The sequence below is a fragment of the Nocardioides sp. P86 genome (assembly GCF_023712465.1).
In the GTDB taxonomy this organism is placed as follows: domain Bacteria; phylum Actinomycetota; class Actinomycetes; order Propionibacteriales; family Nocardioidaceae; genus Nocardioides; species Nocardioides kribbensis.
This window is the reverse complement of sequence record NZ_JAMAYE010000003.1, coordinates 332035-353891: the sequence shown is the minus strand read 5'-3', so window position 1 is coordinate 353891 and position 21857 is coordinate 332035. Positions and strand designations below refer to the sequence as shown.

General features: G+C 75.8%; 21 protein-coding genes and 2 tRNA genes. 9 read left to right on the top strand and 14 right to left on the bottom strand.

Annotated elements, in window-relative coordinates; all coding sequences use genetic code 11:
* The first annotated feature begins 100 nt into the window (after positions 1 to 100).
* Positions 101 to 1126, top strand: a complete 1026-nt coding sequence (locus M3673_RS15105) for a LuxR family transcriptional regulator (protein WP_193661630.1) — start codon at positions 101 to 103, stop codon at positions 1124 to 1126.
* 258 nt (positions 1127 to 1384) lie between these two features.
* Here the strand turns inward: M3673_RS15105 and M3673_RS15100 are convergent, their stop codons facing one another.
* The 3 genes from M3673_RS15100 to M3673_RS15090 all read right to left on the bottom strand — a co-directional run bounded on the left by M3673_RS15100 (position 1385) and on the right by M3673_RS15090 (position 2515).
* Entirely contained in the window at positions 1385 to 1564 is a 180-nt protein-coding gene (locus M3673_RS15100; protein WP_251534593.1) for a hypothetical protein, read from the bottom strand.
* 271 nt (positions 1565 to 1835) lie between these two features.
* Positions 1836 to 1926 (bottom strand) — tRNA-Ser (locus M3673_RS15095).
* 112 nt (positions 1927 to 2038) lie between these two features.
* Positions 2039 to 2515 (bottom strand): hypothetical protein, encoded by a 477-nt coding sequence (locus M3673_RS15090; protein WP_056905065.1) that lies wholly within the window; start codon positions 2513 to 2515, stop codon positions 2039 to 2041.
* A 75-nt stretch (positions 2516 to 2590) separates the two neighbouring features.
* Here M3673_RS15090 and M3673_RS15085 point away from each other — a divergent pair.
* Positions 2591 to 2678: transfer RNA gene (locus M3673_RS15085), tRNA-Ser, on the top strand.
* Between the two features lie 98 nt (positions 2679 to 2776).
* Here M3673_RS15085 and M3673_RS15080 read toward each other — a convergent pair.
* Genes M3673_RS15080 through M3673_RS15070 form a run of 3 tightly spaced genes read right to left on the bottom strand, consistent with a single transcriptional unit; the run spans position 2777 to position 4931 of the window.
* Positions 2777 to 3010 carry a biotin/lipoyl-binding carrier protein gene (locus M3673_RS15080; protein WP_156697971.1) on the bottom strand — a complete coding sequence of 78 codons (234 nt, stop codon included), beginning with the start codon at positions 3008 to 3010 and terminating at the stop codon, positions 2777 to 2779.
* Between the two features lie 29 nt (positions 3011 to 3039).
* Positions 3040 to 4137 (bottom strand): hypothetical protein, encoded by a 1098-nt coding sequence (locus tag M3673_RS15075; RefSeq protein WP_251534592.1) that lies wholly within the window; start codon positions 4135 to 4137, stop codon positions 3040 to 3042.
* Positions 4138 to 4148: 11 nt separating this feature from the next.
* The gene (locus M3673_RS15070) at positions 4149 to 4931 is read right to left on the bottom strand and encodes a carbon-nitrogen hydrolase family protein (RefSeq protein WP_251534591.1); all 783 of its coding nucleotides are present in this window, start codon (positions 4929 to 4931) and stop codon (positions 4149 to 4151) included.
* A 45-nt stretch (positions 4932 to 4976) separates the two neighbouring features.
* Here M3673_RS15070 and M3673_RS15065 point away from each other — a divergent pair, with 45 nt between their 5' ends.
* The 4 genes from M3673_RS15065 (at position 4977) to M3673_RS15050 (ending at position 8404) form a co-directional block, all read left to right on the top strand.
* Positions 4977 to 5606 carry a molybdenum cofactor guanylyltransferase gene (locus M3673_RS15065; RefSeq protein ID WP_251534590.1) on the top strand — a complete coding sequence of 210 codons (630 nt, stop codon included), beginning with the start codon at positions 4977 to 4979 and terminating at the stop codon, positions 5604 to 5606.
* A 583-nt stretch (positions 5607 to 6189) separates the two neighbouring features.
* Positions 6190 to 6486, top strand: a complete 297-nt coding sequence (locus M3673_RS15060) for a DUF6457 domain-containing protein (protein WP_251534589.1) — start codon at positions 6190 to 6192, stop codon at positions 6484 to 6486.
* A gap of 205 nt (positions 6487 to 6691) precedes the next feature.
* Positions 6692 to 7669: an NAD(P)H-quinone oxidoreductase gene (locus tag M3673_RS15055; protein ID WP_251534588.1), complete on the top strand. Its 978-nt coding sequence runs from the start codon at positions 6692 to 6694 to the stop codon at positions 7667 to 7669.
* Between the two features lie 105 nt (positions 7670 to 7774).
* The gene (locus M3673_RS15050; RefSeq protein ID WP_228943083.1) at positions 7775 to 8404 is read left to right on the top strand and encodes a bacterial proteasome activator family protein; all 630 of its coding nucleotides are present in this window, start codon (positions 7775 to 7777) and stop codon (positions 8402 to 8404) included.
* A gap of 468 nt (positions 8405 to 8872) precedes the next feature.
* On the opposite strand, the gene M3673_RS15045 is transcribed toward M3673_RS15050, so the two are convergent.
* From M3673_RS15045 to serS, 6 genes are all read right to left on the bottom strand, one after another.
* Positions 8873 to 9640, bottom strand: a complete 768-nt coding sequence (locus tag M3673_RS15045) for a DUF1232 domain-containing protein (RefSeq protein WP_251534587.1) — start codon at positions 9638 to 9640, stop codon at positions 8873 to 8875.
* Positions 9641 to 9824: 184 nt separating this feature from the next.
* Complete coding sequence (locus M3673_RS15040) at positions 9825 to 10529, bottom strand: hypothetical protein (RefSeq protein ID WP_056865192.1); 705 nt, start codon at positions 10527 to 10529, stop codon at positions 9825 to 9827.
* A gap of 17 nt (positions 10530 to 10546) precedes the next feature.
* Positions 10547 to 11341 (bottom strand): Cof-type HAD-IIB family hydrolase, encoded by a 795-nt coding sequence (locus M3673_RS15035; RefSeq protein WP_251534586.1) that lies wholly within the window; start codon positions 11339 to 11341, stop codon positions 10547 to 10549.
* Positions 11338 to 12006 (bottom strand): GNAT family N-acetyltransferase, encoded by a 669-nt coding sequence (locus tag M3673_RS15030; RefSeq protein ID WP_251534584.1) that lies wholly within the window; start codon positions 12004 to 12006, stop codon positions 11338 to 11340. The genes M3673_RS15035 and M3673_RS15030 overlap by 4 nt, the downstream gene beginning before the upstream one ends.
* Complete coding sequence (locus M3673_RS15025) at positions 12003 to 12887, bottom strand: HAD family hydrolase (RefSeq protein ID WP_251534581.1); 885 nt, start codon at positions 12885 to 12887, stop codon at positions 12003 to 12005. The genes M3673_RS15030 and M3673_RS15025 overlap by 4 nt, the downstream gene beginning before the upstream one ends.
* Positions 12880 to 14214 carry a serine--tRNA ligase gene (serS, locus tag M3673_RS15020; RefSeq protein ID WP_251534579.1) on the bottom strand — a complete coding sequence of 445 codons (1335 nt, stop codon included), beginning with the start codon at positions 14212 to 14214 and terminating at the stop codon, positions 12880 to 12882. Before serS ends, M3673_RS15025 begins: the two co-directional genes overlap by 8 nt.
* Positions 14215 to 14292: 78 nt before the next feature.
* On the opposite strand from serS, the gene M3673_RS15015 reads away from it, so the two are divergent.
* From M3673_RS15015 to M3673_RS15005, 3 genes are all read left to right on the top strand, one after another.
* Positions 14293 to 15867, top strand: a complete 1575-nt coding sequence (locus M3673_RS15015; protein WP_056865189.1) for a diacylglycerol kinase family protein — start codon at positions 14293 to 14295, stop codon at positions 15865 to 15867.
* A 137-nt stretch (positions 15868 to 16004) separates the two neighbouring features.
* Positions 16005 to 18776, top strand: coding sequence for a DUF4118 domain-containing protein (locus tag M3673_RS15010; protein WP_251534577.1), 2772 nt, complete (start codon positions 16005 to 16007; stop codon positions 18774 to 18776).
* A 71-nt stretch (positions 18777 to 18847) separates the two neighbouring features.
* On the top strand, positions 18848 to 19519 hold the full coding sequence (locus M3673_RS15005) for a response regulator (RefSeq protein ID WP_193662065.1): 672 nt from the start codon (positions 18848 to 18850) through the stop codon (positions 19517 to 19519).
* On the opposite strand, the gene M3673_RS15000 is transcribed toward M3673_RS15005, so the two are convergent.
* A complete protein-coding gene (locus M3673_RS15000; protein ID WP_251534575.1) occupies positions 19501 to 21135 on the bottom strand; it encodes an MFS transporter in 1635 nt (544 codons plus the stop codon). The genes M3673_RS15005 and M3673_RS15000 overlap by 19 nt on opposite strands.
* Positions 21136 to 21449: 314 nt before the next feature.
* Positions 21450 to 21854, bottom strand: coding sequence for a DUF4446 family protein (locus M3673_RS14995; RefSeq protein WP_251534573.1), 405 nt, complete (start codon positions 21852 to 21854; stop codon positions 21450 to 21452).
* Positions 21855 to 21857: the final 3 nt, after the last annotated feature.

Here is a 21857-nt window from a genome sequence, read left to right as displayed (position 1 = left end):
CGCGGGGTGTGTCATCATCCGCAGCAGACTCGGGGAGCGCGGCACACCAGGTGCTCGCGCACGACGACGAGCCAGGTCAGGGGCCAGGTCAGGGGGACGCGTGGCGGTGTTCGGGCCCGAGGACAGGGCGGCCTTCGAGGAGCACTGCGTCGCCCTCTACGAGGACATGGTCGCGGCCGGTGGTATCGCCGCCGACGACCCGCGGGTGGCCGAGGGCGCCGACGACCGGCCGGCCTTCGACCTGCTGGTGCAGCTCGGTCTGGTCAGCCTCGACGCCGACAGCGCGACCTGGCTCCCCGAGGACCCCGCCGCCGTCCAGTCGCGGGTGGTCACCCCGCTGAGCGCGGAGGCCGGGCGCCTGCTGGAGGAGTCCTCGCAGTGGGCGCGCGCCTTCGGCCCGCTGCGCCAGGCGTGGCGTCGCGCCCCGGAGACCGGCGGCCGCGGGCCCTTCACCTACCTGCGCGGCGCCGCGATCGGCCCCTACATCGGCGGGCTCACCGCCGAGACCGAGAGCGAGCTGCTCACCGCGCAGCCGCAGACCGGCCGCGACCCGCAGACCCTCGCCGAGGCCGCGCTGCGCGACACCGCCGCGCTCGCCCGCGGGGTCAGGATGCGCACGCTCTACCAGCACAGCGCCCGGCGCAGCGCGGTCACGCACAAGTACGTCGCGGCCGTCACCGGCCTCGGCGCGGAGGTGCGCACGCTCGACGAGTTCTTCAACCGCATGATCGTCGTCGACCGCCGCGTCGTGGTCATCCCCGCCACCGACGACAACACCCTGGCCATCGCCGTGCGCGAGCCCTCGGTGGTGGCCTACCTCGTCGACGTCTTCGAGCGCGCCTGGGAGCGCGCGCGCCCCTTCGGCAACCGCGAGTCCACGACGATGAAGGACATCGCCGAGGAGCAGCGGGCGATGACGATCCGGATGCTCATCGAGGGCCACGCCGACCCGGTCAGCGCCAAGCGCCTCGGGGTCAGCCCCCGCACCTACGCCGGCTACGTCGCCGACCTCAAGGCCGAGCACGACGCCGACACCCGCTTCCAGCTCGGCTACCTGATGGGCCGGCGCGGAGTGCAGGGCGACCGGGCCCTCGACGGCGAGACGGGCGCGCCCGACCAGGAGTGACGCTCCGCCGCACGGCCCGGCGCGCGCGGTGCCGGGCGTGACCGGGCCGGGCGTGACCGGGCCGGCGGTGGCGGGGCCGGACGTGGACCGGACCCGCACGCCAGCGGCGTACGGGTCCGGAACCAGCGAGGACAGCGACCGGAGTCGCTGTCCTCGGGGGGAGACGGGCCGTGGACCGGCACTGGGACCGAACAAGTCGGGGGGGACGTTCGCTCCCCGTCTCACAAGGGAGAGGCGCGGGGCGGGCCCGCGCTCAGGTCACTTCTTGCTGACGCAGCCGCCGCAGCCCCAGCTGGTGTCGGCCTGGGCGGGGGCGGAGGTGAGACCGACGAGGCCGACGCTCAGGACGGTGGCGGCGACGGTGACGGCGAGCTTGCGGGCGACGTTCATGGCGGAGTCCTTGTCCTCGGGGGCCCACGGAATGGCCCGTGACTCCATCCTGCGTCGTCGGCGGCGCGATCGGGCGCGGCGGGTTGGCTCAGAAACCTGCATTGCAGAAGATTGCAGCCGCCGTCGCGGAATAGCGGTCCGCCCCCGAGGCCGGCCCGTGCACTGCCACGAGGGTCGCGCGGGGCGCGGGTCCTTGGCAAGCACCTCGCCCGTCGCCGCCGGTGTCGCCCGGGTCACGCCGTCACCCCGGCGGGCGCGTGCGGTGCAGTCGGCGGGGACAGGACGACCCCCGGCGGAGGAGTCCGACGGGGGTCGTGGCTGGCGGAGGCGGCGGGATTTGAACCCGCGAGAGGGTTCAACCCTCAACCCGCTTAGCAGGCGGGCGCACTAGGCCACTATGCGACGCCTCCGAGAACAGCGAGCACAGGCTACAAGGCGGCCCTCCCGGCGCACCAATCAGGCGCGCGGACCGGACGCGTCACGCTGGGGGCGTGCCCCCTCGGGGCACCGGTCGAGCAGGGGTCAGGAGTCGCCGAGGCGGCGCAGGCCGCGACCGGCGTCAAGGCGGCGCTGCACCTCGCGCACCAGCTGCTCGCGGTCGATCGCGACGGCCTGCACCGGGATCGTCGTCGTGCCGCCACCGCGCAGGTGCAGCACGAGGCACGGGATGCCGCGCGGGGAGGAGGTGGCGGCCGACTCGACGTCGCGCCAGGCGGCGTCGCGCACGCCGGCGCCCCGCACCAGCCGCACGTGGTAGCCCTCGGCGTCGGCGCGCAGCACGTAGGCCCGCGAGCGCAGCCACCAGCCGAGGGTGATGACGCCGACGACGCCGAGCACCAGCGGCACGAGCAGCAGGTCGCCGGACCACCCCGCCACCGCCACCAGCGCGGTGCCGCCGAACATCACCAGCGCCAGCGCCACCAGGCCGGCGCCCACGAAGCGGGCGGCCAGGGCGGGGTGCATGCGGTAGTCGTGCGGGGTCGGCAGCGGCTCGGGCATGCCTCGATTGTCCACCCGCCCGCTCCTCGTAGACTGCGCGGGTCGCACCACCCGCGCTGCGGGCGGGCGCGGCGAGGAGGGGTGCCGGAGCGGCCGATCGGAACCGCCTTGAAAGCGGTCGTAGGGAGACCTACCGCGGGTTCGAATCCCGCCCCCTCTGCCACGTGCCGTGCCCGGTCGCCTGGGTGCCCCGCGGGTACGGCGCCGACAGGTCGGGCCCGGTCGACGGGGCCGGTCGGCGAGGGCCGTCGGTGGGGCCGGTCAGGCGCGGGTGAGGGCCACGAGCAGGTCGCCCTCCTGGACGACGTCGCCGGGGCTGACGCGCACCTCGGTCACGACGCCGGGGACCTCGGCGATGACCGGGATCTCCATCTTCATCGACTCCAGCAGCACCACGGTGTCACCGGTCTCGACGCGCTCGCCGGGCGCGACCGCGATGGTGAGCACGTTGGCCACCATCTCCGCGAGGATCTCCGTCACCTGTTCACGAGCCACGCCTCGAACCTAGCCGTTACCGGCGCGTACTACTGCAGCGCCGAGGCCCGAGGTGGCTCCGGGCGCACCGCGGCCTCGGCCTCGGCGCGGCGGGCCCGCGAGCCGCGCGGGCCGGTGAGGGCGAGGTCGACGCGGATGACGACGAAGCCGATCACCAGGCCCACCACGAGGCCGTAGCCCACCGAGAGGCCCGCCTCGAGCAGCGAGGTGGCGGGGTTCATCAGCGCGGTGGTCACCGGGGCCGTGGCCGCCACGCCGAAGGCGCAGATCCACCAGCCCTGACGGCGCCGGGCGCGCATGTGGCAGCCCCACGCGAGAGCGGGCACGCCCAGGACGGTCTCGATCGGGCGGGGGAACGCACCGAGGGTCTCCCGGGTCCACCGGACGCCGTCGAGCACGCTGTCCACGGCGTCGCCGGGACCGTAGCGGCGCAGCAGCTCGGCGTAGGCCAGGGTCAGCGCGAGGAGGATCCCGCCACCGAGCACGCCGACCAGACCGCGGCGGCCCAGGCCGTGGAGCCCGGCGCCGAGGCGGTGGACGAGCGCGAAGGCGGCGAGCAGGGAGAGCCCGAAGACGGTGTACTCGAAGCGCACCTGCGCGATGACCGGCTCGAAGCCGAGCATGGCCAGCGCCCCGCCCGCGGCCACCAGCACCGCCAGGGCGCACTCGCGGGCGGCCTGCACGAAGCGCTGCGCCGGCACCGTGACCATCACGCCGAGCACGGAGGCGACCGCGCACGTCATCACCGCCGCGCCCGTGCGCAGCCAGTCCTCGTCGAGCACCAGGACGCCCACGCCGAGCAGCAGGGCGAGCGCGCCGAAGAGCAGCGGCCGTCCGCCGGCGCGGGCCACCAGCGCCCAGGTGTAGGCGCTGGTGACGGCCACCGACCCGATGCCCGAGAGCAGCCGCTCGTCGGCGGGCACGACGTCGAGCAGCGCCACCACGAGGGCCGCCACCCCGCCGAGCACCACGACCCACCAGGCGGCCAGCGGGGCCACGCGGCGCCATCCGGCGCGGGGCGGCGTACCCGGGGAGGTGTCGGGCCGTGCGTCGGCGGGGGCGTCGGAGGGGGTGTCGGAGGACGCGGTGCTCGAGGGCGCGGGGGTCGCGGGGTCGGGGGCGGGCACGAGCGGAGAGGCTACAGACGCCGGTTGGCCAGGGAGGGGTTGGTACGACGCGCCTGCGCCAGCACCGCGGCGCTGATCTCGGCGCCGACGACCTCGGAGCCGTCGCCGGCCTCGGCGAGCACGTCGCCGAGCGGGTCGACGAGCATCGAGTGGCCGGAGTAGCGCGGGGCCGGCTGGGCGGCGGCCGCGACGTAGACGGTGTTCTCGATCGCGCGGGCCCGCACGAGAGTGCGCCAGTGGTCGACCTTGCGCTCCCCCGCGACCCAGGCCGCGGGCACCACGAGCAGCTCGGCGCCGGCGTCGACCAGCGCGCGGGCGTGCTCGGGGAAGCGCAGGTCGTAGCAGGTCATCAGGCCGACCCGCAGGCCGGCGAGGTCGACCACCCGGGGGGTCGTGGGGCCGGCCGTCAGCACGTCGGACTCGCGGTAGCCGAAGGAGTCGTAGAGGTGGATCTTGCGGTACTCCGCGCTCACCGCCCCGCGCACCACCAGCGTGTTCCACGGGCGCTCGGGGTCGGGGCCGATCTCGAACATCCCGGCGACCACGGTGGTGCCGGCGGCGGCCGCGACGCGGGCCACCTCGGTGGCGAAAGGCCCGTCGACCGGCTCGGCGTGCTCCCCCAGCGGCGAGCCGGCGGTGCCGAAGTCGCGGGCGAAGGCCTCCGGCAGCACGACCAGGTCGTGGCCGGTCGGCACCAGCGCGGCCAGGCGCTCGCGGTTGCCCGCGGGCTCGAGACCCGAGGCCTCCTGCACGAGGGCGACCCGTGCCGTGGTCCACGTCGTGTCGGCGGTCATGGCTCCAGCCTGCCAGCCGGCCGCGACCGGTGCGAGACTCCAGGCATGCCCGGCTCCTCCCCCACCGGTCCCCTGCTCGACCCCGACACCGGCGGCTTCTGCGCCGTCGTGCTCGCCGGCGGCACCGCGGTGCGCCTCGACGGCGTCGACAAGGCCGGCGTCGAGCTGCACGGCCGCTCACTGCTCACCCACGCCCTCGACGCGCTCGTCGACGCCGCCGAGGTCGTGGTGGTCGGCGACCCGGTGCCGACCGAGCGGCCGGTCACCTTCTGCCGCGAGTCGCCGCGCCACGGCGGCCCGGTCGCGGCGCTGCTCACCGGGCGCGACGCCCTGGTGCGGGCGCCCCGCACGCTCGGCGTACTGGCCGTCGACATGCCCCGCGTCACCGCCCACACCTTCCGCCGCCTCCACGACGCGCTCCTCGGGGAGGACGGTCTCGCCGAGGACGTCGACGGGGCGCGCCTGGTCGCCCCCGACGGGCGCCACCAGCTCGCCCTCGTGCTCCGCACCGACCGGCTCGACGCCGTGCGCCCGGACCACGAGGGGCAGCACGGCATGGCCATGAGGCACCTGCTGCGCGATCTGCGGCTCGCCGAGGTCGCCGCCCTGGGCGAGGAGCACCGGGACGTCGACACCTGGGCCGACCTGCGCGACCTCGCCGAGCCGCCGGGCTGAGGCGGCTGACCCCAGGGGGCGGTGCGAGTCGGACGTCAGGTGGGCGGCGGCCGTCGGCGGCCGTCGGGGGCCGCCGGCGGGGGCCGTGGTCGGGGCTGCGCAAGCGGCGCAATTGCGCGGGACCGGCGGGACCGCCAGGCCCGGTTTGCGTGGCTGGAGCACGGCCGCCGACGCCTGGACTGCGGAAACGGCGCAATTGCACTGGACCCGGCGCGCCGCTGGGCCAGGTTTGCGCGGCTGGTGCAGCGGTGCGGACGGCTCCGCTGCGGACCGGGCGCAATCGCGCTGGGGGACCGCGACGCCGGCGGGGCTTCGCAAGCGGCGCAATTGCGCGAGAAGGACCGAGCCGCCGAGCCAGGTTTGCGTGGCTGGTGCACCGATCCGGGCGTCTCGGCTGCGCGAGCGGCGCAATTGCGCGGACAAGACCGGGCAACTGAGCCAGTTTTGCACCGTTGGCGCACCGGTGCGAACGTCTCAGCTGCGCAAGCAGCGCGATGGCGCGGCAAGGACAGCGCCGCGGGTGGGGTTCAGCGGGGGGACCGGGGCCGGCACCCTAGCGGCCGGCACCTGAGAGGCTGGGGCCATGACCTCCCCCGCGGACGACCAGACCCCCGCCCCCGCCGAGCCGACGCTGGCCGACTGGATCGACGAGGCCACGGCGGCGCTCGGGCTCGAGGGTCACGAGGTCGACGATGCACTCGTGCTCGACCTGGCCCGCGTGGCTGCGCACGGGGTGCTGCGGCCGGCCGCGCCGGTGACGACCTACCTCGTCGGACTCGCCGCCGGGCTCCGCGGCGGCGACCCCGCGGTCGTCGAGGAGCTGTCGGCCCGCGCCGAGCGGCTGGCCGAGGAGTGGGCCGCCCGCCACAGCGCAGGCTGAGGGCTGCGGCCGCCTGGCTGACGGCTGTGGTCGCAGGCCTCCGGGCTCCGAGCTGCGGGCTGCGGGCTCCGCGCTCCGGACTCCGGGCTGCGCGCTCCGGGCTGCGCGCTCCGGGCTCCGGGGTACGGCGGCGGCGCGCCGGTCGGCACCGGGCCTGGACCTAGGGGTGGTCCGGGCGTCGTCGCGGCGGCCTAGGGTCGCAGTCATGCGTGCTGTCGTCGCCCAGGGGACCGGTGGTCCCGAGGTCCTGTCCGTCACCGAGCTGCCCGACCCCGAGCCGGGGCCGGGCGAGGTCGTGCTCGACGTCGCGGCCGCGGGGCTCAACCGCGCCGACCTGCTGCAGCGCCAGGGCCACTACCCGCCCCCGCCCGGCGCCTCCGACGTGATCGGCATGGAGTGCTCCGGCACCGTCTCCGCCGTCGGCGAGGGGGTGACGCGCTGGGCCGTGGGCGACGAGGTCTGCGCGCTGCTCGCCGGCGGCGGCTACGCGACGAAGGTCGCCGTGCCCGAGGGCCAGGTCATGCCCGTGCCGGCCGGGCTCGACCTGGTCACGGCCGCGGCCGTGCCCGAGGTGGCGGCCACGGTGTGGTCCAACGTCTTCATGATCGCCGGTCTCGAGGCCGGGCAGACCTTCCTGGTGCACGGCGGCGCCGGCGGCATCGGCACCTTCGCGATCCAGCTGGCCCACGCCCGCGGCGCCCGCGTCATGACCACCGGAGGCACCGCCGAGAAGCTGGCCTTCTGCCGCGACCTCGGCGCCGACGTGACCATCGACTACCACGACCAGGACTTCGTCGAGGTCATCACGGAGGCCACCGACGGCGCCGGGGTCGACGTCATCCTCGACAACATGGGCGCCAAGTACCTCATGCGCAACGTCGACGCGCTCGCCCTCGAGGGCGTGCTCGTGGTCATCGGCATGCAGGGCGGTGCCAAGGCCGAGCTCGACCTCGGCACGCTGCTGCGCAAGCGCGGCAGCGTGGTCGCCACCTCCCTGCGGGCGCGCTCGGTGGAGAACAAGTCGGCCATCTGCCAGTCCCTAGTCGAGCACGTGTGGCCGCTGTTGGCCGACGGGTCGGTCACACCGGTCGTGCACGGCACCATGCCGCTCGACGAGGTCGTCGCCGCCCACGAGCTGATGACCTCGGGATCCCACACCGGGAAGATCCTGCTCACGACGTGACCGGCCCCGCCCGCGACGGCCGCGACCCCACGGTCACCGCCGCCGCTGCCGTGCGCCCCCGACCGACCCCCCGACCGACCTCTCGACGTACCTAAGGTGGAACCCATGACCGAGCAGCAGGGCGAGAGCCCCGAGCAGGAGCAGCAGATCGTCATCGTCGGCCCCGACGGCCAGCCGATGGGCAGCGTGCCCGCCTCGGCCTTGGCCGTGGCCGCGCAGGCCGCGAGCGGCGACGAGGACGGCGACGGCGAGCGCGCCGTGACCGACCTGGTCGAGCAGCCGGCGAAGGTGATGCGGATCGGCAGCATGATCCGTCAGCTGCTGGAGGAGGTGAAGGCCGCGCCGCTCGACGAGGCCAGCCGCAACCGGCTCAAGGACATCCACCAGGCCTCCATCGCCGAGCTCGAGCAGGGCCTGGCCCCCGAGCTGGTCGAGGAGCTGCAGCGCCTCAGCCTGCCCTTCACCGAGGACTCCACCCCGTCGGAGGGCGAGCTGCGCATCGCCCAGGCCCAGCTGGTCGGCTGGCTCGAGGGTCTCTTCCACGGGATCCAGACCGCGATCTACGCCCAGCAGATGCAGGCGCGGGCGCAGTTCGAGCAGATGCGGCGAGGCCTGCCCGCGGGGCAGGGCCACCCGGGCGCCGGCCAGCCGGGGCAGCCCGGCCAGCCGGGCCAGCCCGGTCCGGGGCAGCCGGGCGCCGAGTCGCCGGGTGGCTCGGGGGGCATGTACCTCTGAGCGCCTGACCCGCGCTCGGCGCGGTGCGGAGGGCGCGGGTCCGTCCGCGGCCGCGGCGGCCGCGAGGGTCGCGAAACCGGTGAGCGCCACGGGGAGGCGCACGGCGCGACGGGCGTTCGCCCGCCCACTGGCGACGTGAGCGCGGACGGGCGCGAGGTGGTGCGAGGGCACGGCGGCTCCTCGGGTCGTCGCAGAGCGGGACCCGGTGACGGTGCGACCGCAGCCCCCCGAGATGGGCCGGGGTCGGCCTGCGCCCGGCGCTGGGGGCGGTCTGAGGAGGGCCGCGGTCGGAGGGTCCCTCCGGTGCCGGGCGGTGCGGGGTGGTCGGACGGCCGTCCGACGCTGGGACCTCCGGGCAGACCGTGCGGGTTGATCGAACGTTCGTTCAACCCAGGAGACGTCGTCGCCGGCGTCGTGGAGCTCCGCGCAGCCGCTGCCACCCCCAGGGGGTGCCGGTCTAGCGGCGCCTCACGGGGAGCCAGGCGGAGTGCGGGCCGCGGCCCCGGGCCCAGAGGCGGAGGCGGAGCCGGAGCCGGGCCTGGAGCCCGAGCCGGTGTCGGTGTCAGAGCCGGGGCCACGGTCGGTGTCAGAGCCGGGGCCGGGGCCGCGGTCGGTGTCAGAGCCGGGGCCGGGGCCGCGGTCGGTGTCAGAGCCGGGGCCGGGGCCGCGGCCGGTGTCAGAGCCGGGGCCGGGGCCGCGGCCGGGGCCGGAGCCGGGGTCGGGGCCGGAGCCGGGGCCGGAGCCGGGCCCAGAACCGGAGCCGGGGCCGGGGCCGTGGTCGGGGTCAGAGCCGGAGCCGGGCCGGCGTCCGGTCGCGGGAGGCGTCGGCAGGCCGGCCAGGCGGCGTACGACGGCGAGCCCGTCGGGAGTGCCGGGCCAGTGGCGGTCGAGGGCGTCGGGCCCGGCACGACGCATCACGGAGCGCAGCGCGAGGGCGACGACCACGACGTCGTCGGCCCAGCCGACGACGGGGATGACGTCGGGCACCAGGTCGAGCGGCATGAGCAGGTAGCCCAGCAGCAGCACGAGCCGCAGCCGCACGCCGCGGGGGAGGTCGGGGTCGGCGGCCAGCGCGCGCAGCAGCCGCACGACGTCGGGCAGCAGCCGCAGCGCCTCGCGCAGGCTGCCCGTGCGCTGGTCTCGGCGGGCCAGCAGCCACAGCGCCAGGACCAGCCCGGCCCACAGCAGCAGGAGACCACCGCCGACGGCGACCAGGGTCGACCAGGGCTGGCTCACCGCGCGGCCTCGCGGTCGCACCCGGGCGCGGGTCCGACGGCGGTGATGAGCCCGGCCGCGGGTGCGAGCACGAGTCCAGCGGCCCGGCAGCGCAGCACCGACGGTGGACGGGACACCGCGGGTGGACGGGTCAGCGAGGGTGGGCGGCGCACCGAGGGTGGGCGGGTGAGCGCCGGTGGTCGGGTCAGCGCCGGTTGAGGCGGCGGACGACGACGAGGCCGAGCAGCCCGACGATGACCAGGGCCGCGCCGGGGGCGGCGGCGCGGGTGAGCGTGGTCGGCTCGGCCGGGTCGAGAGCCTCGAAGGAGGCCTGCTCGGGCTCCGGCGAGACCGGCGGGCGGGGCTCGGCGATGACGATGGCGTCGACCTGCTCGACGTAGGAGGCCGTGGCCGGGGCGGTGCCGCTGTCGCCCGCGGCGAACCAGGAGTCGCCGTCGGCGGCGACGACGAAGACGTACTCCTCGCCGTCGACCAGCTCGCCGAGGTCGCAGCCCTGCTCGGTGCCGCGCAGGCTGCGCACCTGCACCTCGGGGGTGGTGACGCTGCTGCGGCCCTTGTAGACCAGGTCGACCTGCACCTCGTGCAGGATCTCCGCGCCGTCGCCGCCCTCGGCCTGCGAGCTCGTCGAGGAGGTCACGACGCCGGTGAAGACGGCGTCGGCGGTGCGGATCTGCTCGGCGAGGTCGGCGTCGGCGCAGGTGTTGGGCGTGCGGGAGGGCGACGGCGAGGCCGACGCGGAGCCGGCGCCGCCGGAGGCTCCCTGACCCACCAGCACCGCGAGGACGACCAGCGCCACCACGAGCAGACCCGTGGCCCACCGCAGCAGGGGCGTGGCGGCCGGGGCCGGCGGCGTCGCCGACGCGGCGGGTGTCTGTCCGAGGGCGGGCACGCGCCCATGAGACCAGATCACAGCCCGAACACACCAGCCAGCACGGTGGCCACGCCGTCCTCGTCGTGACCCGGCGCGACGTGGTCGGCGGCGGCGGTGACGGTGGGGTGCGCGTCGGCCATGGCGTAGGCCGTGCCCGCCCAGCCGAGCATCGGCAGGTCGTTGGGCATGTCGCCGAAGGCCACGACGTCGGCGGCGTCGACGCCCAGGTCGGCGCAGAGCATCGCCAGGGTCGAGGCCTTGGTCACCTCGGCCGCGCTCACCTCGAGCAGGGCGCTCGACGACGACCAGGTGATGGTGAGCCGGCCGCCGGTGGCGGCCTCGGCGCGGTCCCAGAAGTCCTGGGCGTCGAGCTCCTCGTGGCGCGCCAGCAGCTTGAGCGCCGGGCGGTCCATGAGCTCCTCGAGAGGGGCGCGCCGGCTGGCGTCGGGGATCGGGTGGCGCTCCATGAACGCCGGCTCGAGGGCGATGCCGTCGAGGTCCTCCACCGCGAACGCCGTGCCCGGCACGGCCGCGCGCAGGTCGCGGCAGAAGGCCAGGGCGTCCTCGGCGGAGATGGCGCGCTCGAGGCGGGCCCGGTCGGCGGCGACGTCCCACAGCAGGGCGCCGTTGGAGACCACGGCCAGACCGTGGTCGCCGACGTGGTCGAAGACGTCGCGCGCCCACCGCAGCGGGCGGCCGGTCACGAAGACCACGGGCACGCCGAGGCGCTCGACGCCCACCAGCACCTCGCGGGTGTAGTCGGACACGCTGCCGTCGGAGCGGACCAGGGTGCCGTCGAGGTCGGTGGCGACCAGACGGGGCAGGCTCACGGTGTCTCCTCCGCCGGCGTCGGGCCGGGCGTCGGGCCGGTCGCGGGGTCGGCCGCCGGCTGCTCGTGCTCCAGACGCTCCTGCTCGAGCCGCTCCTGCCGCTCCTGCTCGCGCTCCGCGGCGCGCCGCGCGCCGGTGCCCGCGAGCGGCGAGGCGGTGCCCGGCAGGGGCCGCGCCATCATCAGCCGGCCCTCCTCGTCGGAGCCCCGCAGCTCGGTGAAGCCGCACTTCGCGAGCACGCGCACGCTCGCCCGGTTGTCGGGGCGTACGCCGGCCCGCACCCGCACCCCCACGTGGTCGGTGTGGGCGAGCAGCCCCTGCAGCGCCTCGGTGGCGAAGCCCCACCCCCACGCCTCCTGCACCAGGCCGTAGCCGACCTCGGTCTCGGGGGTCGCGTCGGCCGCGGGCTCGGGGGGACCGAAGAAGCCGATCGAGCCGAGCACGGTGCGACCGCGCACGATGCTGCGCGGCCCCCAGGCGTCGCCGTCGACCCACAGGGTCGCGGCGTCGGCGTCGTCGGGGCGCGGGAAGTCGGGGTGGAACTCGGGGCGTCGGCGGCGCCCCCGCACGTCGGCGGCGACCTCGGGGGACCACAGCACGAGCGCCAGCCGCTCGGTGGAGACCACGCGCGGCGGCCCGGCCACGAGGGCCGCCTGCTCGCTCACGCGGGGAACCAGCGGCGGATCTCGACGGCGGCGCCGTCGTCGTCGACGCTGGCGGTGGTGGCGTCGGCGACCGCGTGCACCTCCGGCACGGCCTGGCCCATGGCCACCCCGCGCCGGGCCCAGGCGAGCATCTCGAGGTCGTTGCGCCCGTCGCCGATGGCCAGCGCGTCGTCGGCGGTGACGCCGAGCTCGGCGGCCACGTGGTCGAGGCCGGAGGCCTTGGAGACCCCGGCGGCGGCGAGGTCGAGCCACGCCGTCCACCCCACGACGTAGTCGGTGCCCTGGAGGCCCAGACGGGCAGCGAGGGCCACGAAGTCGTCGGCGGTGGCGGCGGGGTCGCGGATGATGACGCGGCTGACGGGCTCGGCCACGATGTCCTCGACGTCGGCCAGGATCATCTCCCCGGTGAGCTCGCCCTCGGGGAAGGGCTTGTTGAGCCGGTAGCCCACGCCGCGCTCCTCGACCGCCACGATGGCGTCGGGGTGCTCGGCGAGCACTGCGGCGACCGCGGCGCGGGCGTCGAAGGTCTCCTCCAGCACGACGTCGAGCGGCGGGTAGCGGAAGACGACCGCGCCGTTGGAGGCCACGACCCAGACCGGCTCGTCCTGGCTGCCCAGGCCCAGCTGGTCGGCCACGTCGGTCATGCTGTGGGGGCTGCGCCCGCTGGAGAGCACGATGTGGGCGCCCCCGTCACGGGCGGCCTGCACTGCCTCGCGCACCGCCTCCGACATCTCCTCGTGGGCCGCCCCACCGCCGTCGACCCAGCGCAGCAGCGTGCCGTCGATGTCGAGGGCCACCAGCCGCGGGCGCCAGCCCGGGCCGGGGGCGGGGCGCTCGTCGGCGCCGTCGGAGCCGCCGGGCTCGGTGACCAGCTCAGCCACGCGCGGGCTCCAGCGGCTCGAGGACCTCGCGGCCCATCCACTTCTGCAGCGCCTTCGGCACCCGCACCGACCCGTCGGCCTGCTGGTGGGTCTCGAGGATGGCCACGATGGTGCGCGTCATGGCGCACAGCGTGCCGTTGAGGGTCGCGACCGGGCCGACCTCGGTGCCGCTGCCGCCGCCGCTGCCGCCCGACCCGTCGCCGGCCGCAGCGCCGGCGGCGTACCGGGCGCGCGTGTCGAGGCGGCGGGTCTGGAACTCGGTGCAGTTGGAGGTCGAGGTGAGCTCGCGGTACTTGCCCTGGGTGGGGATCCAGGCCTCGCAGTCGAACTTGCGGATCGCCGAGAGGCCGAGGTCGCCGGCCGCGACGTCGATGACCTGGTAGGCCAGCTCGAGCTTGTCGAGGAACATCTTCTCCCACTCCAGCAGCCGCTGGTGCTCGGCGACGGCCTCCTCGGGCGTGGTGTAGACGAACATCTCGACCTTGTCGAACCAGTGCACCCGGATGATGCCCTTGGTGTCCTTGCCGTGCGAGCCGGCCTCCTTGCGGAAGCAGGGGCTGAAGGCGGCGTAGCGCAGCGGCAGCGAGGCGCCGTCGAGGATCTCGTCGGAGTGGTAGGCCGCCATGGGCACCTCCGAGGTGCCCACGAGGTACATGTCCTGGCCCTCGATGCGGTAGACGTCGTCGGCGGCCTGGCCGAGGAAGCCGGTGCCGTCCATGGCGCGGGGCTTGACCATCGAGGGCGCGATGACCTGGGTGAAGCCGACCTCGCGGGCCTGCTCCATGGCCAGGTTGACCAGGGCCAGCTCGAGCTCGGCGCCGACGCCGGTGAGGAAGTAGAACCGCGAGCCCGACACCTTGGCGCCGCGGTCGAGGTCGATCGCACCGAGGAGGCGGCCCAGCTCGACGTGGTCGCGCGGCTCGAAGCCCTCGGCGGCGAAGTCGCGAGGGGTGCCGACGGTCTCGAGCACGACGAAGTCGTCCTCGCCCCCGGCCGGGGTCTGCTCGTCGGCGAGATTGGGGATGCTGAGCAGCGCGGCGCGCCACGCCTCCTCGGCCTCGCCCTGCGCGGCCTCGGCCGCCTTGACCTCGGCGGCGAGGGTCTTGGTCTGCGCCAGCAGCGCCTGCTTCTCCTCGCCCTGGGCCTGCGGGATCTGCTTGCCCAGCTGCTTCTGCTGGGCCCGCTTGGCCTCGAACTCCCCGATCGCGGCCCGGCGCGCGGCGTCGGCGGCCAGGGCGGTGTCGACCACCGCGTCGGACAGGCCGCGCTTGGCCTGGGCGGCGCGCACGCGGTCGGGGTCGTCTCGCAGGATCCGGGGGTCGATCATGGTGAGAGGCTATCGGGGCGGCCGGCGCCGTCTCACGCGAGTTCCACAGGCCCCCCGGGGCGTCGGCATACTGTCCGGGTGCTCGACCGCCCCCGCCTCGTCCTCCTGAGCTGGGCCGGCGCGTGCTTCGTGGCCTTCGCCCTGCTCACGCTCGCCGTCACCCAGGCCTGGGGCCCGCTCAGCGGCCTCGACGAGCGCGGCGACCCGATCGAGGCCTGGGCCGTCGACCTCGGCTGGCTGCGCACGCCGCTGCACCTGGTGGAGGCGGCCTTCGGCACGGTCGGCATGACCGTGCTCACGGCGGTCGTGGCGGTGCTGATGTTCACCCGCGGGCACCGCCGCGCCGCGCTCTACGCCGTGCTGGTCATGGCCATCACCTCCGCGGCCACCACCGGGCTGAAGCTCACCGTGGGCCGGGAGCGCCCGCCGTGGCAGAACCCCGACGCCGTGCTCTCCTCCAACGCCTTCCCGTCGGGCCACGCCTCCTCCATCGCCGCCTGGGGCGCGGTGGTCGTCGTGCTCGTCGTCATGCTCGTACGCCGCGCCGGGGTGCGGCGGCTGGCCTTCGGCGCCGTCGCCGTCCTCGTGGTCGTCGTCTGCGCCGACCGGGTCCTGCTGGGGCGCCACTACACCACCGACGTCACCGCGGGCGTGCTCCTCGGCGTCGGCGTCGCGCTGCTCGTGCTGGCCCTCTACTCCCCGCTGCCGCGCAGCCACGCGGTCAAGTCCGACCCGCTGCCCGACCCCTACCCCTCGGCGCGGCGGCTGCACGTCGTGCTGAACCCCATCAAGGTGGAGAGCGTCGAGGCCTTCCAGGCCACCGTCTCCGCGATGGCCGCCGAGGCCGGCTGGTCGGAGCCGCGCTGGCACCTCACCACCGTCGAGGACCCCGGCACCGGCATGGCCGAGGCCGCCGCGGTCGCCGGCGCCGACCTGGTCATCGTGTGCGGCGGCGACGGCACCGTGCGCGAGGTCTGCGCCGAGCTGGCCGGCACCGGCATCCCGATCGGGATCATCCCGGCCGGCACCGGCAACCTGCTGGCCCGCAACCTGGCCGTGCCGCTCTACATCCGCGCCGCCATCGACGTCGCCCTCACCGGCCAGGACCGCGCGATCGACATGGTCGCCGTCAGCGGCGACGGCATCGAGGACAGCCACTTCATGGTCATGGCCGGCATGGGCTTCGACGCCGCGATCATGGAGGGGGTCAACGAGGACATCAAGAAGCGCGTGGGCTGGCTGGCCTACGTGCTCTCGGGGCTGAAGTCGATCATGTTCCCCGCGGTGAAGGTGGAGATCTCCGTCGACGGCGGTGAGCCCACCACCCACCGCGCCCGCACTGTGGTCGTCGGCAACGTCGGCTTCCTCCAGGCCGGCATGCCGCTGCTGCCCGACGCCGCCATCGACGACGGCACCCTCGACGTCGTCATCCTCCACCCGCGCAACTTCCTCTCCTGGATCCCGCTGGCCTGGCGGGTGCTGCTCAAGCGCAAGCACACCGACGAGCTGGTCAACCGGATGACCGGTCACTCCGTCGTGGTCCGCGCCGCCACCGAGACCCCCCGCCAGCTCGACGGCGACTCAATCGGCCCCGGCTGCGAGCTGCGCATGGAGTGCGTGCACGGCCGCGTGCTCGTGCGCGTGCCGCGCTGAGCCGTCGTACGTCGCGGTCGTGCGGCTGCGGCGCAGACCCGGGCCGTGGCTGCGGTCCGGTGCGGGCGGACGGGTCTTGACGCATCCTTGACGCCGCGGCGCTGGGGTCGCGGCCGGGCCGGTGGGAGGATCGGGGCATGGAGGGTGCGCGCCGGGGCCGGCTGACGGTCTACCTCGGCGCGGCGCCCGGGGTGGGCAAGACCTACGCGATGCTCGACGAGGCCCGGCGGCGCGCGGAGCGGGGCACCGACGTGGTCGTGGGCTACGTCGAGACCCACGGCCGGCGCCACACCGAGGCCGCGGTGGCCGGGCTCGAGGTGCTGCCGCGCCGCGTGGTCGAGCACCGCGGCGCCCGCCTGACCGAGATGGACGTCGACGCCGTGCTGGCCCGGCGGCCCGCGGTGGTGCTGGTCGACGAGCTGGCCCACACCAACGCCCCGGGCTCGCGCCACGACAAGCGCGCCGGCGACGTCGAGGAGCTGCGCGCGGCCGGCATCGACGTCGTCACCACCGTCAACATCCAGCACCTGGAGTCGCTCAACGACGAGGTCGAGCGGATCACCGGGGTGCGCCAGCGCGAGACCGTGCCCGACGAGGTCGTGCGCACCGCCGACCAGATCCAGCTGGTCGACATGAGCCCCGACGCACTGCGCCGGCGCCTGGCCCACGGCAACGTCTACCGCCCCGAGAACGTCGACGCCTCGCTCGCCTCCTACTTCCGCGTCGGCAACCTCACCGCGCTGCGCGAGCTGGCGCTGCTGTGGCTGGCCGACCGCGTCGACGACGCGCTCGGCGACTACCGCCGCGCCCACCGCATCGCGCACACCTGGCCGACCAAGGAGCGGATCGTCGTGGCCGTGACCGGCGGCCCCGAGAGCGAGACCCTGCTGCGCCGCGGGGCCCGGCTGGCCCAGCGGGCGGCCGGCTCGGAGCTGATGGCCGTGCACGTGCTGGCCACCGACGGGCTGCGCCCGCAGGGCGGCGAGCCGATCGCGCGGGTCCAGCAGCTGGTCGCCGACCTCGGCGGCAGCTTCCACCCTGTGGTCGGCGAGGACGTGCCGGCGGCGGTGGTCGACTTCGCCTCGGGCGCCAACGCCACCATGGTCGTGGTCGGCGTCAGCCGCCACGGCCGGCTGCGGCGGCTGCTCGTGGGCTCCAGCGGCGACCGGATCGCCTCGCTGGCCGGCTCCATCGACGTGCACCTGGTCACCCACGACCAGGTCGGCCGGCGGCTGCAGGGCCGCCCGCTGCTCTCCCCGCTCTCGCGCTCGCGCCAGGTCGCCGGCTGGCTCAGCGCCCTGCTGCTCCCCGCGCTGCTCACCGCCGTGCTGACCCGCGTCGAGGGCCCGGGGCAGCTGCCGCTCGCCGAGATGCTGCTGCTCGCGGTGGCGGTGCTGGTCGCCCTCGTCGGCGGGCTGCTGCCGGCGCTGCTGGCGGCGCTGCTCGGCTTCGTGCTGCTCAACTGGTACTTCACCGAGCCCGTCGGCCGGCTCACCATCGCCCAGCCCACCGACGTCGTGGCCCTGCTGGTCTACGTCGCCGTCGCCGCCGGGGTCGCCTCGGTCGTCGACCGGGCCTCGCGCCGCGCCGCCGACGCCCTGCGCGCCCGCACCGAGGCGGCCACGCTGGCCTCGCTGTCGCGCTCGGTGCTCACCGGCCAGGACACCGCCGAAGCCGTCACCGAGCGGGTGCGCGAGGTCTTCGGGCAGACCTCGGTGGCCCTCCTGGCCCGCGGTGCCGCCGCCTCCATCGACGCCGGCGGGGCCGACGGGCGGGCCGGCGCCTCCTCGGGCCGTACGCCGGGCACCGCGGGGCCGACCGGCGGCGCGCCCGCACCGACCGGGTGGCGGGTCGTGGCCGCCTCCGGCGAGGGCCCGGCCGCGACGCCGGAGGCCGCCGACACCCGCGTGCGCGTCGACGACGTGCACGAGCTGTGCCTGCGCGGCGAGACGCTGCGCGCCAGCGACCAGCGGGTGCTGGAGGCCTTCGCGGTGCAGGCCTCCCTCGTGCTGGAGCACCGCCGGCTGCGGGCGCGCGAGGAGCGCGCGGTCGCCCTCGAGGGCGCCGAGGCCACCTCGACCGCCCTGCTGCAGGCGGTCTCCCACGACCTGCGCACTCCGCTGGCCACGATGCGCGCGTCGGTCGACGGGCTGATCGGCAGCGGACCGGGCGGCGCCGACCTCGACCCGGCCGACCGGGCCGCTCTGGTGAGCAGCGTGGGCGCCTCGACCGAGCAGCTGGAGGGCCTCATCGACAACCTGCTCGACCTCTCGCGGCTGCGCACCGGGCTGGTGCACCCGGTGCTCGCCGACCGGAGCCTGGAGGAGGTGCTGCCCCTGGCGGTGTCGGGCCACGCCCCGGGGGCGGTGAGCCTCGAGGTCGCCGAGGACACCCCGCTGGTCCGCACCGACGCGGGCCTGCTCGAGCGGGTGGTGGCCAACCTGGTCGCCAACGCCGTGCGGGTCTCCGACGGCGTGGCCGTGCGCGTGCTCGCCCACGTGCAGCCCACGAGCGTCGAGGTGCTGGTGGTCGACCGCGGCCCCGGGGTGCCGCCGGCGGAGCGGGCGCGGATGTTCGAGCCCTTCCAGCGTCTCGGCGACCGCTCCCCCGGCGGGCTCGGGCTCGGCCTGGCCGTCGCCCGCGGGCTGGCCGAGGCCGTCGGGGCGAGCCTCGAGGCCGACGACACCCCCGGCGGCGGGCTGACCATGGTGCTGTCGGTGCCGCGGGCGGGCGCCGGTCAGGACCCCCTGGGCGACGCACCGGCCGACGCACCGGCCGACGCACCCGCGACCCGGACCGCGGCCGCGGCCGGGCCCGCGACCCGGCCCACGACCCGGCCCACCACCGACGCGGCCGACCGGCCCCGGCCGGCGGCCGGCGGGGACCGGTCGCAGGGGGTGGCCCGGTGAGCGGGCAGGAGCGCACCGACCGGTCGCCCGCGCACGGGTCGGGCGACGCCGCCGCCCGGCCGCGCCCGCGGGTGCTGGTGGTCGAGGACGAGGCGCCGCTGGCCCACGCCCTCGCGGTCAACCTGCGCGCCGCCGGCTGGGACGTCACCACCGCCCCCGACGGCCGCACGGCGCTCGAGGCCGCCGCCGGGGGGCGCCCCGACGTGGTGCTGCTCGACCTCGGCCTGCCCGACCTCGACGGCACCGAGGTGATCACCGGCCTGCGCGGCTGGACCAGCGTGCCGATCGTGGTGCTCTCCGCGCGCCAGCACGGCGAGGACAAGGTCGAGGCGCTCGACCTCGGCGCCGACGACTACGTCACCAAGCCCTTCGCGATGAACGAGCTCATGGCCCGGCTGCGGGCCGCCGTGCGCCGCGCCGCCGAGACCGCCGCCCCCGCCGAGCCCGTGGTGGTCGTGGGCGAGCTGCGCATCGACCTGGCCCGCAAGCGCGTCGCGAGGCGCGGGCACGACGTACGGCTCACGCCCACGGAGTGGGCCTTCCTCGAGCTGCTCACGCGCCACCTGGGGCGGCTGGTGACCCGCGAGCAGGTGCTGCGGGAGGTGTGGGGGCCGGCCTACCACTCCGAGACCCACTACCTGCGGGTCTACGCCGCGCAGCTGCGGCGCAAGCTCGAGGACGACCCCGCCCACCCGCGGCACCTCATCACCTCCGCGGGGCTGGGCTACACGCTGGAGCCCTGAGCCGGCTGCTGCGCCGACGCCCCGGCGGGCGGGGCGCCGTGGACCACGAAGTCCTTCTGACGGATCAGCAGCAGGCACAGCACCCCGGAGACGAAGGCGATGCCGGCGCCGATGGCGGTGATGTGGTTGAGGGCGTCGACGACCGCGGAGGTGCCGACGCCGTTGACGAGGTCGTAGGCCTGCTGGCCGGCCGAGGCGCCCCCGGCCCCGGAGGCCGCGGCGGCCTGGGCACCCTCCGCCGCGGCCTGGACCTGACCGCCGGAGAGCGCGGCGACCAGACCGGGCAGGGCCTGGTCGGGCACCTGGCCGGTGAGGTCGGAGGTGACGGCGTCGGCGACCTGGTTGCCGAAGATCGAGCCGAGCGCGGCGATGCCGGTGGCGATGCCGACCTGGCGGAAGGTCGAGTTGACCCCCGAGGCCATGCCCGAGCGCTCCGGGGTGACCACGCCGACCGCGGTCGAGGCCAGCGGCGGGTTGATCAGCCCGATGCCGAGACCGGAGACGAGCAGGCCCGGGATGAGGTGGGTCCACGACGAGTCGTCCTCGATGCCGAGCACCAGCAGCAGCCCCACGCCCAGCACGAGGAAGCCGGGGCCGATGAGCCACTTGGTCGGCACCTTCTCGGTCAGCCGGCCCGCCACCGCGGCGGCCACGAAGGAGGCGCCGGAGAGGAAGAGGAAGCGCACGCCGGTGCCGACGGCGGAGTAGTCGAGGACGTTCTGGACGTAGATGACCAGGTAGGTCAGCAGCGAGAAGATCGAGGCGGAGACGCCGAAGGCCGCCACGAGGCCGCCGACGAAGGTCGGCTTGCGCAGCAGGCCCAGGTCGAGCATCGGGGCGCGCTGGCGCACCTGGCTGACCAGGAAGACCGCCATCAGCACCGCCGCGGCCACCAGGAAGCCGACCACCCGCTGGTCGCCCCAGCCGTCCTGGCCGGCCTCGATGAGGCCGTAGACCAGCGAGCCCAGCGCGAGGCTGAAGGTCACGAAGCCGAACCAGTCCGGCCGGCCCGCGTGGGGGTTGCGCGACTCCTTGACCCGCAGCAGCGTGATCGCGATCGCGACCACGCAGATCGGGATGTTGACGAAGAAGATCCAGCGCCACGACAGCCCGCTGGTGAGCACGCCGCCCAGCACCGGGCCGATCGCGACGGCGACGCCGGTGGTGGCCCCGAACGCGCCGAAGGCCACGCCGCGGTCGCGCCCGACGTACGCCGTGGCCAGCAGCGCGAGCGCGGTCGCGAACATCGCCGCGCCGCCGATGCCCTGGAAGGCGCGGGCCAGCGTGAGCAGGAAGATGTCCTGGGCGGCGCCGCACGCCACCGAGCCGATGGTGAACAGGACCAGGCCGATGGTGAAGACCAGGCGGCGCCCGAAGAGGTCGGCCAGCGAGCCCGCGGTCAGCAGCAGCGCGGCGAGGCTCAGGGCGTAGGCGTCGATGACCCACTGCAGGTCGGAGAGCGAGGCGTCGAGCTCGCGCTGGATGTCGGGCAGCGCGACGTTCACGATCGTGATGTCGAGCAGCAGCATGAACACCCCGGTGCAGACCGCGGCGAGGGTCCACCACTTCGAGCGGGTCGCGGCGCTGTGGTCGGTGGCCACGGCTTGGTGGGACATGGGGTGCTCCTGCGGCTGGGGTGCTCACGTGGCTGACGATGACCCGGTGAACGGTACGCCGACGGTTGCGGCGGTCAACCGATCGTGGCCGGAGGGGTGAGCGGGCCGGCCAGGGGGACGACGCGACCCCCGACTCCTGGGCCCTCACCCGCGGCCCGGCCGGCGACGAGCCAGGTCGGCGCGGTGCTCGCCCGCCGGCCGAGCGGCCACCTGTCGGCCCGGACCCGCACTGGTCGGCCCGTGCGTGGGCCGACAGGTGCGGGTTTCGCCAGCCGGCTGGTGAAACCCGCCGAGCCCGAAACCCGCCGAGCCGCTCAGCCCTTGCCCGGGCGAGCCGCGGTGACGGCCTCCTGCTCCTCGGGGGAGAGCTGCTGCTCGCAGCGCCAGGCGACGATCGTCTTGGCGTAGGTGCGGGCCTCGGAGCGGCCGTGGATGGAGGTCAGCACGACGCCGTGGCCGGAGTCGTCGAGCAGGGCCAGCGACCAGGAGAGGTGCCCGCCCATGTCGCCGAAGGCGTCGTAGCGCACGACCGAGAGGTGGCGCAGGGCGTCGCGGGCCTCGGCGCGCAGGGCCGCGACCTCGCGGCGCAGGCCCTCCACGTCGGCGGGCAGCGCCTCGGCGTCGCCGGCCGCGGGCACCGCCGTACGACGCAGCGCCACGACGGCGAGGGCGACGGCGGCGAGGGCGACCACCAGGGAGAGCACGACGACAGCGATCACGCC

What these genes read in the sequence shown, in the direction of transcription:
- serS (WP_251534579.1), bottom strand. Translation starts at nt 14,214, where the DNA reads ATGATCGACCCCCGGATCCTGCGAGACGACCCCGACCGCGTGCGCGCC.
- M3673_RS15000 (WP_251534575.1), bottom strand. Translation starts at nt 21,135, where the DNA reads ATGTCCCACCAAGCCGTGGCCACCGACCACAGCGCCGCGACCCGCTCG.
- M3673_RS15100 (WP_251534593.1), bottom strand. Translation starts at nt 1,564, where the DNA reads ATGGAGTCACGGGCCATTCCGTGGGCCCCCGAGGACAAGGACTCCGCC.
- M3673_RS15090 (WP_056905065.1), bottom strand. Translation starts at nt 2,515, where the DNA reads ATGCCCGAGCCGCTGCCGACCCCGCACGACTACCGCATGCACCCCGCC.
- M3673_RS15060 (WP_251534589.1), top strand. Translation starts at nt 6,190, where the DNA reads ATGACCTCCCCCGCGGACGACCAGACCCCCGCCCCCGCCGAGCCGACG.
- M3673_RS15070 (WP_251534591.1), bottom strand. Translation starts at nt 4,931, where the DNA reads ATGACCGCCGACACGACGTGGACCACGGCACGGGTCGCCCTCGTGCAG.
- M3673_RS15065 (WP_251534590.1), top strand. Translation starts at nt 4,977, where the DNA reads ATGCCCGGCTCCTCCCCCACCGGTCCCCTGCTCGACCCCGACACCGGC.
- M3673_RS15050 (WP_228943083.1), top strand. Translation starts at nt 7,775, where the DNA reads ATGACCGAGCAGCAGGGCGAGAGCCCCGAGCAGGAGCAGCAGATCGTC.
- M3673_RS15055 (WP_251534588.1), top strand. Translation starts at nt 6,692, where the DNA reads ATGCGTGCTGTCGTCGCCCAGGGGACCGGTGGTCCCGAGGTCCTGTCC.
- M3673_RS15010 (WP_251534577.1), top strand. Translation starts at nt 16,005, where the DNA reads ATGGAGGGTGCGCGCCGGGGCCGGCTGACGGTCTACCTCGGCGCGGCG.